Raw genomic sequence first — 13,760 nt, forward strand, 5'->3', positions numbered from 1 at the left:
AGAACTTGATACTGTTGAGATCTGAGGAAAAAAGGTTTCAAATTTATGTTGACTTGTATACAATCTTGTATAAAATAGAAGTTGGGTACTTTTCCAGCGGTGTGGAAAGCGAGTGCCTTGATGAAGCAAGTCGTTGTCAAGAAAGACATGTACGTCGATTCTGTTGTCTTGATGCTACTCAGCAGGGATCTGGAAACTAGAGAAGAAATCGAATCCGCAACAGTTGCCATGGGCACCGCCATGAATGTGCAGTTGCTCATAGACCAAGGATATTCTCCCACCCAACTCGAAAAGGCCACCCCTTCCGACCTCCTTATAGCTCTTGATTGCCCTGAGGAAAGTGATATACCCGCCATGCTTGCCTTTACGGACACCTTGCTCTCAGGCAAGGGAGGAAGCTCAAAAGCCGAAGCTTCCCAAGAAGCGTATTGCAGCGTAGAAGATGTAGTACGCTCACAAAGTGAAACCAATTTGGCAATTATCTCAGTACCAGGCATCTACGCAGCCCATGAAGCACGAAAAGCCCTGGACCTCGGCCTGAACGTCATGATCTTCTCCGACAACGTTGCCTTGGAAGATGAAATAGACCTCAAGCAGCGTGCCGTGGAAAAAGGCTTGTTGGTCATGGGTCCCGACTGCGGAACCGCAATAATCGGAGGAAAACCGCTCTGTTTCGCCAATGTAGTCGCCCCGGGTTCCATCGGGTTGGTTGCTGCTTCAGGAACCGGCTTGCAGGAAGTGACATGCCTGCTGGATCGGATGGGCTGCGGCATAAGCCAAGCCATCGGCACCGGAGGACGGGATTTGAAGAACAAAGCCGTGGGAGGGAGAATGATGCTGCAAGGCATCAGAGCCCTTGGTGAAGATCCAAACACCGATCTCATTGTCGTAGTATCCAAACCCCCAACCCCTGAATTGGTACCAACCGTACTCAATGCCTTGGTACGGACACAGAAGAACTCGGTTGTACACTTCATCGGAGCCGACGCGCATCAATTTCCCCACCATCCCTTGATCCATTGGGCCTCCAATCTTGAGGAGACGGCGCGCATTGCAGCCTCCCTTAGCGGCAAAAACCTCCCAAAACGGGAACACTACGATGATTGGCCCTTCGATCTGGACCATGAAACCATCGATGCCATTGTTCTCAGGGAATCGAAGCACAGGCTGCCCGAACAAACCAATATCCGCGGATATTATACAGGAGGCACGCTGTGTGATGAGGCTTGGTTATCCCTTTCGGACCTCAAGGAGAACGTATATTCCAATAACCAAACCAACCCAGCCTTGAGACTCTTGGATCCGCATGTCTCAATCGGTCACACCATCGTCGATCTAGGTGATGATGTCTTTACCGTGGGAAGACCACACCCCATGATCGACCCCACCACGCGTACCGACCGGATCCGCAAGGAGATGGACGACGCTTCAATTGCCGTGATGGTGCTCGATTGCGTACTAGGGTATGGAAGCTGCGACGACCCGGCAGGAGCGATGATACCCACGCTGGTTGCAGCCAAGCAGGCAGCTCTCAAGCGGGGAGGGTACCTGAGCATCGTTGCTTCAGTAACCGGAACCCCACTCGATCCGCAAGGTTTTGCCCTCCAAGTACAAAACCTTGAAAAAGCCGGCGTAGTGGTGATGCCCTCCAACTATCAAGCCGTCAAACTGGCACAGAGAATTCTCCTCAAACAAACCGGTGTCGGAAACCGGGAAGAGAGCATGGAATCGCCTTCACAAATCACCCTCAAACCGCTGGACCTTCCCGATGCCACACCCGTAGGACCGATACTCTCCTTGTTTGAAAAGGGAGTCCATGCAGTCAACCTTGGCTTGGCTTCCTTTTCTAAAAATCTAGAGTCTTGTGGTGCCGATGTGTACAACCTGGATTGGAAACCCCCTGCCGGCGGTGATGTCGTTTTGATCGACGCACTCAACCGGATGGATACAATCAAGGATATCGACTGTAACGAAGCCAACCAAGAAGCGGTGGAGCGGGTTCTTGCGAGCAAGCCAATGCTGCTGGGCATCGCCAAGGCGAAGGACGTCATCCCCGGCATGCGGGAAAACCTGTTGTTGCACGCAGGACCCCCGATCACCTGGGAGCGCATGTGCGGTCCCATGCGGGGAGCGGTCATTGGTGCGCTGTTGTATGAAGGAAAGGCAAAGGATGCCAACGAGGCTGAAAAGCTCGCGTCTTCAGGTGCCATTGAGTTTGAACCCTGTCATCACCATAATGCAGTCGGCCCCATGGCCGGCATCATCAGCTGCAGTATGCCGGTATGGATCGTAGAGAACGACACCTACAAGAATAAAGCCTATGCAACACTGAATGAAGGATTGGGAAAGGTCCTTCGCTATGGAGCATACAACGAGGAAGTGCTCTCCCGGCTTCACTGGATGGAAAGCATCCTCGCTCCGATTCTCAACAAAGCTTTGCAGCTCCATGGACCGATCGACATGCGTTCCTTGATAGTACAGGCACTGCAGATGGGTGATGAGGGCCACAACCGCAACAGGGCGGGAACATCGCTGGTCATTCGCGAGCTTGCACCGTATCTCGTATTGCTCGACGAACCGAAGCAACACATCTCCGATGTACTGACTTTCATGCACAAGAACGATCACTTCTTCCTCAACCTCTCGATGCCGTCGGCAAAGTGCACGATGGACAGCGCAAAGCACGTGAAAGGAAGTACACTCATTACTGCGATGGCCCGCAACGGTACGGACTTCGGCATTCAAATCTCAGGTCTTGCAGACCGTTGGTTCACCGCCGGGGCGACCGTCGTCGAAGGATTGTATCTCCCCGGCTTCAAAGCCGAGGATGCCGCTTTGGACATTGGGGACTCGGTCATCACCGAAACATCGGGCATCGGCGGCTTTGCCATGGCAGCCTCGCCCTCCATCGTCAAGTTCGTCGGAGGAACACCCTCCGATGCAATTATGTACACCAAACGAATGTACAACATCACCCTGGCCGAAAACAGGGAATATAGGATCCCCATTTTGGATTTCCGAGGGACTCCCACCGGCATCGATGTAAGGAAGGTGGTTGAGAAGGGGATTCTTCCTGTCATCAACACCGGCATCGCACACAAGGAGCCGGGTATCGGGATGGTAGGAGCCGGGTTGGTGAAACCTCCGATCAAGTGTTTTCAGGATGCTCTCTTGGCTTTTGCCGACGAGTATGCACCCTCCGATCATAGCAAAAAAAGGAGAAAGCAATGAAAGTAATCGATCTGACGATTCCCTTGGGCGTTGGGACACCACCTTGGCCGACGTATATACCGCTACAGGTCCAATATTTCAAGCGGCTTGCACCCAACGGTGCAAACGGGCAAGTGGTGACCCACTCCAACCATGTGGGAACACACCTTGACGGAGAAATACATTTCTATACACCGGGAAAGGATATTGCACAACTGGATATGGACTTCTTGGTGCATGAAGGCGCCATCGTCGACCTTTCCGACGTGTGCGGCGATTATGACGTCTACACCTCGGACATGGTCGAAGAGCGCGTCGAAGTGAAAGAGGGAGACATCCTGATCATCCACACCGGGTATCACCACTATGGATGGGACCAGCCAACCGGTGACGAAATCAGATACATGATCAAGCACCCCGGACCCAATAGGGAGTTCGCTGAATGGGCGAAGAAAAAGAAACTGCGGTGGATAGGAGTCGACTGCGGCAGCGCAGACCATCCCATGAACACCAAAATCAGGGACTGGATGCCCAAGGAAGCCAAGCAATGTGATGCACATTTCAAGGAAAAGTACGGCATGCCCTTGGATGAGTTCTTTACTGAAGACAAGTATCAGTTGATGCATATTGAAATGTTCAACCATGGAATCATCCACGCAGAGTGTGTCGGGGGAGACCTCGACCTATTGCTCAACCAACGGGCGGTCATCGGGTGTTATCCTTGGCGGTTTGTGGATGGGGAGTCCTCCATTGCCCGTATCGTGGCTCATGTCGACGACGACCGCTATGAGATGCTGATGGCAAAGAAGGCAAAAGCCGAACTGACCCGCTTTGGGGATGTTGCAGGCAGCAGGAACGCTTGGTTGCACGAAGAAGCAAGAAAGCACAGGTAAAAAAAGGAGTCCGCAAAATGGCATTGGACGCAATGGAAAAGATATTGAGACCTCCTGAGTTGACGCTCAAGGCCTATCCCCCCAAGGTAATCACCTTGGCATCAGGGGAGAAGATGGTGGTTCGGGAAGCAAAGCGGGAAGAAGTCGGAGCCTTGCTGGGAACCTTGTATCCGCTGATCGGTGTTCCGAAGGACTTCTACGACCTCGTAGCTGTTCGCATGTATTCGGAAATCCTAGGCTGGTATCGCTACCGGGTGGCGAATGAGTTTGTCCTGGTCGGGACCATCGACGGAGTCATCGCCGGCATTGTAACCAGCCGTGCCGTTACGCCGCAGCTGGGTATGAGCCTGCATACGTTGACGATCAAGCGAGGGCTCAGGGTAGGAGCGCAATTGTTTGCCGCAAAAATGGAACACCACATAGACATTTTAGGGGAAGAAGAAGTCTACATCGTTGCAGAGAGCCCCAATGGCTTCAAGCGATGGATGATCGAGTACCAATTGGAGGACCGCTCCTCCCAATTTCCCGAAGTCAGGCATGAATTGGGTGGTGTCCCCACCTACGTGTTGACTCGTCCGCTTTGGGATGCTGTACGGGCAAGCAAGTGCACCGGCACCAGGCCGGTTTCAGCTGAAGATCTCAAATCGGCGGAAAAATTGATCATGCCCGCCGAATATCCCCAGATCCCGGGATTCAAGAGGTAAGCAATGGCAAACGTTGGAATAGTAGGAATCGGGCACACCAGATTCGGTAATTCCTCTGAATATGACCTTTCGGATGTATTATCGTATGCTGCAACTGATGCCTTGGAGGACGCACATTTTCTATCAAGAAGGAAGGAAGTCGACCAGGTAATCGTCGGCAATATGGCAAGCGGTCTCTTTTGCCATCAAAGTGCCGTGGCTTCCGCCTTGATAAGTCGCATGGATATGGAACCGGTCCCGGCTGAACTGGTGGAAAATGGACCAGCCTCAGGGGCCAGCGCAATCAAGATCGGGTATATGGCGATTGCCTCCGGCATGGCGGACATTGTATTGGTGGTCGGCGGAGAAGTGATGCGCAAAGTCTCGGGTTGGGTCGGCACCGACTATGTAGCAACCATGCTGCATACCGAAGCCGAATACAACATGGGCCTCACCCTCCCCGCCTTCGGTGGAATGTTCACCCGCATGTATATGGAACGATATGGGCTGACCGAACGCGACCTTGCCCTGTTGGCGGTGAAAAACCATGCCAATGGTGCAAAGAACAAGTACGCCCATATCCAGGCCCCGTGCTCGATTGAAGCCATCAACGACGGCCCTGAAGCCGCGGTGGTGAATACGTATGTAGCCGAACCGCTGCGAATGTACTCGACTTGCCCGGTAAGTGATGGAGCCGCTGCGCTATTGCTGGTGAACATGGATAGTCCGAAGGCGAAAGACTTTCCCAAGAAACCGATTCGGATCGCAGGCATAGCCAGTGCCACCGACACCCATTGCGTGCATAACAGAAAAGACCCGCTGCTGCTTGATGCAGTAAGGATCGCCGCTGAAAAAGCATACGCCATGGCGAAGCTGACACCAAAGGATATCTCCTTTGCCGAGCTTCATGATGCTTTCTCCATTCTTGAACTGGCCATCAGTGAAGAGGTGGGGTTCTTTGAACGAGGCAAGAGCTTCTTGGCAGTGCGGCAAGGCCTGACCAATATCGACGGGAAGCTTCCCATCAATACATCCGGGGGGTTGAAGTCCAAAGGCCATCCGGTAGGGGCTACCGGTGTCTCCCAGGCGGTGGAGTTGGTAAGACAGTTGCGCGGAGAAGCTGAGAAAGGAAGGCAGGTGAGTAATCCTCGCTATGGTATGTCGGTCAATTTCGGTGGGTTCGGCAATAACGTCGTCGCGCTGATCTGCGCAAAGGAGTAAGGGTGCTGCCATGATTGATTTCAGCATGTATGAAGTGAAGGAACCGAAGATTTCAGCCTACCGCTGTGAATCGTGCGGGACACTGTATTACCCAGCCCCCATGGTGTGCAAAACCTGTAACAGCCGCCGGGACCCTGTGACCGGCAAGGGATGGGAGCAATTTGATTTGGAAGGCCCGTGCACCCTGCTTTCCTGGACGCGGTTGTGGAATCTGCCTGAAGGCTACACAAAGAAGAATATGATGTTCGGCATCGTGGAATTCGAGAACGGGCTTCGGGCATCGGGGCAGTTGGAAGTGGATGAACCAAAAACAGGAATGAAGTTGGTTTCAACCGTGGTGGAGTCGGATGAACGACCGGGCGATCCCGTGAAGGTATTCATTTTCAAGCAATAGCATCCCAGGAGGATCCCAATGGGTAGTCCGGTACGCAGCACTGATATTTACGATTCTCTCTCCCAGCGAATCATAACCTGGTTTTACACACCCGGGTATCGGTTGACTGAAGAAGAACTGTGTGCTGAGTTTGCAGTAAGTCGCTCTCCTGTTAGGGAGGCGCTGGGCAGTCTCGTATCGGCCAGATTAATCTCCAAGGAAGCTCATAAAGGATATATGGTGAGGCAGATTGACCTTAGGGAGGTCAATGAACTGTATGACACCCGGCTGGTCCTGGAACTTGCCGTGGTGGAGACCTTGTGTGAAAAAGGAATGGATGCCTCCATACTGAAGGATTTGCAGGAACGTTGGAAGGTGATGCTTGATACGTTGCCCGAGGGCCTGGCACTCTGTGCAACCGAGGATGAACTTTTTCACAAGACGCTGTGTTCCGCAGCGGGGAATTTGGTGATGATGCAGATGTTGGACGACATCGCCAAGAGGATCCATTTCGTCCGGTTGTCGGACATAACCGATCCTGACAGGATGCGCAAGACCTGTCAGGATCATCTTGATCTGCTGCTTTCGTTGGAAGCTAGGGATGTTGAACAATCTAAGTCGATCGTAAGACGGAACATCCTCTGGGGTAAAGAGAAAGTGGATACCGCCATCAAGGAGGCGTTGTTTCATGCGCACCACATGGCCTGACGGTCCGTTGGGGACCATTGAGGTGATGGGCTCACGCTTTCCTTCTTCCCCAAGGGTCCTTTTGGTGCACTCTGTATTCAACACTTCCCTGAATCTCCAGGACAAAGACGACGGCCTTTGCGCCTTGGTGATGAAAGCGGAGCAGCTTCACCCATGCACCGCATTCATGCATTCATCCACTGCGTGTACGCAATTCAGCTTGCTTGGTCTTGCGAGAGGACAGAAGGTTCTGCTGCAGGAAGATCGGTTGAGCTTCGATTGCGGTTTATGGGTCTCGTTTGTTGGATCCATGCGGGTGCATCCAAACAATGAGGCAGCTCCTGCTGCCTGTTCCCTGAACAACGGGAACCTTACGCACATGGGCGCCATGCTTACCAAGGCACAACACGATAAAGGTGCCGTATTGGTATATGATGCGATTATCCATCATCGTGATGATAACCATAGTTTTATCGGATACTTTTCACACCATGCAAGAGTTCTTCTCGTAGGTGTCCAAACAAGAAATCTTCTTACAGCTGAACGAGGAATGCAGAAGCTTTTGGGATTCGGAGCGGGCTCCACCCCGGTAGGTGATGATTTCCTTTGTGGGTTTCTCCTCGCCCTCTTCATGCTCGCCCGTTCAGCCGGGGAAGGCTCGTTCACTGATTTTGTTGAAGCCTTCACAACACAGCTTCGTCGATTGCTCTACGATTCATCCCAACGCACAACCGATATCTCAAAGCGCATGCTGCTTCTTGCCTGCGACAATCTGTTTTCCCAGGCGTTGGTGGCGTTTGCCCAGACGGTTTGTTCAGACCAGCTTGATGAGGTGCAGTATGCAGCGGCTTTGCAGGTGCTCTCTGGATTGGGCCATAGTTCTGGATATGATGCAGCTTCCGGCCTGCTGTATGGTCTTTTGCCGGAAATCATGGGTAAGGGGGGCGTATGATTGCTGAATTTTCGTACAGGGGACCTACCACGGAATCTGCTTTGTTGGAACTGCTTTCCGCCAATGCACACCAAGCAAAGTTGCTCGCTGGTGGAACCGATCTATTGGTCGGAATCAGAGGGGGGGTCTACCACCCTGATTTGCTGATTGACTTGAAGAAGATTCCTGCGTATCGGAATCTCGTTTTGCAGCAGGACCTCGCCCTGTCGATAGGGCCTGCCGTCACCATCAATGACATTCTTGGTAGTGCAGAGGTGAGGAAATACCATCCGCTCTTGTGTGCCTGCGCGAAGGATCTCGCCTCCTATCAGATTCGCAATCGGGCCACTGTGGTGGGGAACATCGTGAATGCTTCCCCATGTTCCGATATGGCCCCTGCATTGTTGTGCCTCGATGCCACAATCACCATTGCTTCGGTGAGGGGCTCCCGTGAGGTAGCCATCGGTGACTTCTTCACCGGGGTGAAAAAGACCGTGTTGGAAAGAGATGAAATAGTAACGGCTCTGCATATTCCCCCAAGTAGTGCTTCTGCAAAAGGGGTGTATCGAAAGTTGAAAAGAATACAGGGGCATGACCTGGGCATCGTCGGTGTAGCAGCAGCCATAGTCAACGGGAGGATTCGCATTGCGGTGAGTTCGGCAGCCCCAACGCCTGTGGCAACCAAGCCTTTGGACCGCTCTCTTCCGATGGAAGCGATACTCAAGGAAGTTGATTCCATCATAAGCCCCATCAGCGACGTCAGGTGCTCCAAAGAATATCGCAGGTTTATGGTATTGGAATATACCAAGTATTTGCTTGGGGAGGTGAGCTCATGCTGATACAGGTCACGGTGAATTCAGTTCTCTATGCACGTGAGGTCAAGGAAAACCGTACCCTGCTTCGGTTTCTGCGCGAAGACCTGGGTTTGACGGGAACCAAGGAAGGCTGCGGCGCCGGAGAATGCGGTGCCTGTACGGTGTTTCTCAATGGAAAGACGGTGAATTCCTGCATGGTCCTTGCCGTGGAAGCCGATGGTGGAATCGTAGAGACGATTGAGGGGGAGGCAAAAAAGGGTGTGCTTTCCGCCTTGCAGGCGGCTTTCGAAGCCCATGGGGCTGTCCAATGCGGTTTCTGCACTGCAGGCATGATCATGTCTGCCAGGCAGCTGATTCATAACAACCCCCGCCCGACACGAGAGGAGATACAGGAAGGCCTGGAGGGGAATTTCTGTCGCTGCACCGGCTATGAGCAGATCATCGAGGCAATTTTGGACGTCACCGGACAGTTGCAGGAGAAGGAGGAGTTGGAGTATGTATGAAACCCTCGATCGTTCTGTTCTGAAAAGTGTAGGGAAAAGTGAAATACGCCCCGACGCCAGGGTCAAGCTCACAGGAGAAGCCACCTATGTCAGCGATATGGTGCTTCCTGGGATGCTCTACGCCCAAGTAAAAAAGAGTCCGCATGCACGGGCGAAAATACTCAGCATCGATACCTCGAAGGCCGAAGCGTTGCCAGGGGTGAGGGCTGTGTTGACGGGGTCCGAGCTCGATTATCGGCTTGGTCTCTATATCGTAGACAAGTATATCCTTGCAAAAGGTGAAGTACGCCACTACGGGGAGGCTGTAGCGGCGGTAGCCGCGGAATCGCTGCAGATAGCACGCAAGGCCGTCGATTTGATAGAAGTCGAGTATGAGGTGCTGCCTCCCGTGCTCAGTCATATGGATGCACGCAAAGAAGGTGCTCCGTTGGTCCATCCGGATCTGGGCAGCTACCAGTATGTCAAGGAAGTTTTCACCCCGATTCCCAACACCAACATTGCCAACTGGACGAAACTGCGGAAAGGCGATGTGGAACAAGGATTCGCCGAAAGTGAGTATATTGTTGAACGAGAGTACGACAATCCCAGTGTGCAGCATGTTCCGATGGAAACCCATGTCGCCATCGTTTCGTGGGGTTCGGGGGACAAGGTGACCATCTATACCAGTGCACAGTCGCCGTTTACCGTCCGTAATCTATTTTGCAATACGTTCTCCCTTCCTCTGAGCAATGTCAGGGTGGTAATACCGCACGTTGGAGGTGGATTCGGCGGGAAAGCCGGCATCCACATCGAACCGCTGACAGCGTGTCTTTCCAAGAAGGCCGGCGGAAGGCCGGTGAAATTCCAGGCAAGCAGGGAAGAGGAGTTCTCCTTGCTGCCATGCCGTAGCGCCTTGACGTATCACATAAAAACCGGAGTCTCCAAGGAGGGGAAAATCCTTGCCCAGAAGATGGAAATGTATTGGGACGCCGGTGCCTATGCCGATTATGCGGTAAATGTCACGAGGGCTTCGGGGTACTCCGCCTCAGGTCCGTACGAAATTCCCAATGCGTGGGTCGATGCCTATACGTTGTATACGAACAAACCTTATGGCACCGCCTATCGTGGGTTTGGGCATGTTGAGTTTCACTGGGGTATCGAGCGGCATATGGATTTGGTAGCCAAAACGTTGGGAATGGATCCGGTTGCATTCAGAAAGCTCAATGCCTTGCGGGAAGGTTCCCTCACCCTGACCGGGGAGAAGATTACCAAGCATACAGGAGATGTTGTGGCTTGCTTGGATGCAGTTGCTGCTTCCATAGGGTACGGAAAGCTGTCCAAAGAGGAGCGGCAGAGGCAAAAGGATACCGGGTGGAAGATAGGCAAGGGGGTGGCGATTTTGCAGAAAGCCCCAGCCATGCCTTCCAATACCGCTACCGCCTGTGTGGTGAAAATGAACAGTGATGGGTCGGTTTGTGTCAATGTCGGGTTGACCGATATCGGGCAAGGATCGAGTGCGGCATTGGCGCAGATTGTCGCCGAGCGGTTGGGCTTCAGCTACGATAAGGTGTTCGTGAAGATTGAAAAGGACACCGACAGCGATCCCTATGACTGGCAGACAGTAGCTTCCAAGGGTCTGCTCATGTCGGGGAACGCTTGTATTCTTGCCTGCGAGGATTTGCTGCGGAAGGCCTATTTGGTCTCCTCGCATGTGTTGAAGGCGTGTGTGGATGACCTGGCCCACGACGGGGAAGGTGTCTATGTGAAGCATGACAGTGAGAACCGGATTGCATGGCCTCGGATAGCCATCGGGTATGCTTATCCTGATGGGCAAGCCATCGGAGGTCCCTTGATCGGGGTCGGTAGTTACATAGCCCAGGGACTTTCCAATCTCGATAAGGAAACCGGTCAGGGCAAACCGGCCTTGGATTGGACATTCGGCGCCCATGGAATCATATGTGAGGTGAACCCCAAAACAGGGGAGTACCTGATACGCAAGATTGCTTCCGCCTTTGATGTGGGGAAGGTGATCAATCCTCAGCTGCTGCGGGGACAAATTGTGGGTGGGATGCTGCAAGGTTTGGGCACTGCCATGTGCGAGGGATACATTTTTGACATGGACGGCCATTTGCTGAATCCCTCGTTCACCGATAATAAGATTCCAACTTCCAAGGATATACCCTTTGAGATTGAGACCATTGCGGTTGAGAACTCTCAGCTCGACGGGCCCTATGGAGCCCGCGGGGTGGCTGAACACCCTATGATCAGCGTTGCGCCGGCTTTGGGCAATGCCCTGTCTCAGGCCGTCGGCGTCGACCTGGTTCATATGCCTATACGAAGCGAGGATGTATGGAGAGCCATGGGGGATAAAACCCCGATTGACAATTGGATAACCAAGTCTCCAATTGGTTCGTGTCGCAGTGACTTGGTACATACAAGGGAGGTTGCAAGCAAGCATGGAATTGATTGAATCGAAGTATTTGAATCAAATGTCCGGGCTTATGTCTCTGTGCGTGAGATCCGGATAGGACTGTAGGCTTTTTTATGAGGAGACTATTGTGAATAAAAAAGATTTGACAGGAAAGAACATTGTATTTGGACTCCAACATACCTTTGTCATGTTCGGTGCAACGGTATTGGTCCCGATTCTTACCGGCTTGGATATCGGGGTGACATTGTTCGCCGCCGGTATTGGAACATTGTTGTTCCATGTGATAACCAAATTCAAGGTTCCTGTGTTTTTGGGAAGTTCCTTTGCCTATATACCCGGCATTGTCGCCATCGGGGCTACGCAAGGGTTGCCGTATGCATTGGGTGGTATAGTAGTTTCAGGCGGACTCTACATCGTAGTTTCAATTATTTTCAGGTATGTAAAATATGAGAACCTCCACAAGATCCTTCCTCCCCATGTAACCGGACCCATGATCATTATGATTGGGTTGATTCTTGCGCCTGTTGCCATTCAGAATGCCAACGGGACGAACTCTCCCGGAATCGCTGAAGCAATAGGGCAAAATGGTTGCTGGCTTATTGCTTTGCTCACCTTCGCTGCAGGGGTATTCGTCAAGGTAGGATTCCCGAAATTCGGATGGAAGTTTGCATCCAATCTGCCGGTACTCATTTCCTTGGTATTCGGGTATCTGCTTTCCATCGTTGTCGGTATTGTCGATTTTAGTTCAGTCTGGGAAGCCGCTTGGGTCGGTATTCCTCATTTCACCTTCCCCAAATTCTCCGTAAGTGCCATCACGGTCATGGTGCCTATTGCAATAGTTACCATGGTCGAGCATTTTGGTGATGTACTGGCCATCGGCAATGTAGTCGGTGAAGATTTCATCAAGGATCCGGGCATCAAGAGAACGTTGCTTGGTGATGGTCTTGCAACCAGTTTGGCCGGTTTGATCGGCGGTCCTGCAAACACGACGTACTCTGAGAATACCGGGGCTGTGGCTCTTACCGGGGTCACCAATCCCATTATCATGAGAATAGCTGCTGTGTTTGCGATTTTCCTTTCGCTGATTCCCAAGTTCACCGCTTTGATCGGTACTATTCCTGCCCCGGTAATAGGCGGTATTTCCATTTTGTTGTTCGGTATGATCAGTTCAATCGGTATCAAGAATATGGTTGACGCCAGGGTGAACCTTTCCAATCCAAAGTTGTTGATCATCAGTGCAGCCATGTTGGTGTTGGGACTTGGTGGGGCCGCCTTCAAATTGGGTCCTGTACAGCTTTCAGGTCTTGGCCTCGCAGCCATTTTCGGTATTATTCTCAACGCAATTCTCAGACCAAAGGATATAACCAAGTCCGAGGGCTGACAGTGAGTCTATACGCGACTGAAAAGAACAAGTTGAACAAGAAACCCTGTAAGAAACGGTTCCATCTAAAATAAGATGGGACCGTTTTGCGTATCAAAGGGGAAGGAATAATGATCGTCTGCCATTTCCATCCGGGCTTCTTGAAGCATGTCCTACGCCCGTCGTGTCTTCCACCAAGACGATTGAACCAGGACCGAATGTTCGTTTCTCCCCATCCCCCACTTCAATTTCCACCAATCCTTCCAGCATGATGATGTACTGCCTGCAGGGTGCGGCATGCCAAGGATAGTGGTATCCCGGTGGATTCTCCCGAAGAATCATGGACTGGACTGCAATAGGTGAAGACATCCAGCCCAAAGGTCCTGAGGGAGTAACAGGAATTTCCTGATTCTCGAAATGTGAGTTGCCGTTTTGGTCTGCATAGATTCTCGTTATAGTCATTTGTTGTTCCTTACTGCAATATCCCTTATGGAAAGTGCCCTGGCAGCAGTATAGCATGGCTTTGGGGAAAGCCCCATTGTGGCAGCTACCCAAAGGCTCCTAGCGTGAGTTTACAAGTTATCTGCCCCGTTTGGGGTTTTTTTGCCCTAAAAGGAATTGCCCTTGCATATTTGTATAGCCTTATTTTCAGGAGGTGGCTTATGGGTACTCTC

General features: G+C 52.1%; 12 protein-coding genes. 11 read left to right on the top strand and 1 reads right to left on the bottom strand.

The features are described from left to right. The first annotated feature begins 120 nt into the window (after positions 1-120). The 11 genes from fdrA to B3K89_RS12630 all read left to right on the top strand — a co-directional run bounded on the left by fdrA (position 121) and on the right by B3K89_RS12630 (position 13,107). Positions 121-3,231, top strand: a complete 3,111-nt coding sequence (gene fdrA, locus B3K89_RS12580; RefSeq protein ID WP_345907491.1) for an acyl-CoA synthetase FdrA — start codon at positions 121-123, stop codon at positions 3,229-3,231. Then, entirely contained in the window at positions 3,228-4,103 is an 876-nt protein-coding gene (locus tag B3K89_RS12585) for a cyclase family protein (protein ID WP_293891166.1), read from the top strand. Before fdrA ends, B3K89_RS12585 begins: the two co-directional genes overlap by 4 nt. A gap of 17 nt (positions 4,104-4,120) precedes the next feature. After that, the gene (locus B3K89_RS12590; protein ID WP_293891169.1) at positions 4,121-4,807 is read left to right on the top strand and encodes a hypothetical protein; all 687 of its coding nucleotides are present in this window, start codon (positions 4,121-4,123) and stop codon (positions 4,805-4,807) included. A 3-nt stretch (positions 4,808-4,810) separates the two neighbouring features. Further along, positions 4,811-6,007, top strand: a complete 1,197-nt coding sequence (locus B3K89_RS12595; RefSeq protein ID WP_293891172.1) for a thiolase C-terminal domain-containing protein — start codon at positions 4,811-4,813, stop codon at positions 6,005-6,007. A gap of 10 nt (positions 6,008-6,017) precedes the next feature. Then, the gene (locus B3K89_RS12600) at positions 6,018-6,401 is read left to right on the top strand and encodes a Zn-ribbon domain-containing OB-fold protein (protein ID WP_293891175.1); all 384 of its coding nucleotides are present in this window, start codon (positions 6,018-6,020) and stop codon (positions 6,399-6,401) included. Between the two features lie 18 nt (positions 6,402-6,419). Then, positions 6,420-7,088, top strand: coding sequence for a GntR family transcriptional regulator (locus tag B3K89_RS12605; protein ID WP_293891178.1), 669 nt, complete (start codon positions 6,420-6,422; stop codon positions 7,086-7,088). Continuing rightward, positions 7,069-8,019 (top strand): DUF2877 domain-containing protein, encoded by a 951-nt coding sequence (locus tag B3K89_RS12610; protein WP_293891181.1) that lies wholly within the window; start codon positions 7,069-7,071, stop codon positions 8,017-8,019. Before B3K89_RS12605 ends, B3K89_RS12610 begins: the two co-directional genes overlap by 20 nt. Then, positions 8,016-8,837, top strand: coding sequence for an FAD binding domain-containing protein (locus B3K89_RS12615; RefSeq protein ID WP_293891184.1), 822 nt, complete (start codon positions 8,016-8,018; stop codon positions 8,835-8,837). The genes B3K89_RS12610 and B3K89_RS12615 overlap by 4 nt, the downstream gene beginning before the upstream one ends. Then, on the top strand, positions 8,831-9,316 hold the full coding sequence (locus B3K89_RS12620; protein WP_293891187.1) for a (2Fe-2S)-binding protein: 486 nt from the start codon (positions 8,831-8,833) through the stop codon (positions 9,314-9,316). Before B3K89_RS12615 ends, B3K89_RS12620 begins: the two co-directional genes overlap by 7 nt. Continuing rightward, entirely contained in the window at positions 9,309-11,765 is a 2,457-nt protein-coding gene (locus tag B3K89_RS12625) for a xanthine dehydrogenase family protein molybdopterin-binding subunit (RefSeq protein WP_293891190.1), read from the top strand. Before B3K89_RS12620 ends, B3K89_RS12625 begins: the two co-directional genes overlap by 8 nt. A gap of 88 nt (positions 11,766-11,853) precedes the next feature. Next, positions 11,854-13,107 (top strand): uracil-xanthine permease family protein, encoded by a 1,254-nt coding sequence (locus B3K89_RS12630; RefSeq protein WP_293891192.1) that lies wholly within the window; start codon positions 11,854-11,856, stop codon positions 13,105-13,107. Between the two features lie 93 nt (positions 13,108-13,200). Here the strand turns inward: B3K89_RS12630 and B3K89_RS12635 are convergent, their stop codons facing one another. After that, entirely contained in the window at positions 13,201-13,548 is a 348-nt protein-coding gene (locus tag B3K89_RS12635; RefSeq protein WP_293891195.1) for a hypothetical protein, read from the bottom strand. Positions 13,549-13,760 lie beyond the last annotated feature (212 nt).

The organism is Sphaerochaeta sp. UBA5849 (assembly GCA_002432715.1).
Classification (GTDB): Bacteria; Spirochaetota; Spirochaetia; order Sphaerochaetales; family Sphaerochaetaceae; genus Sphaerochaeta.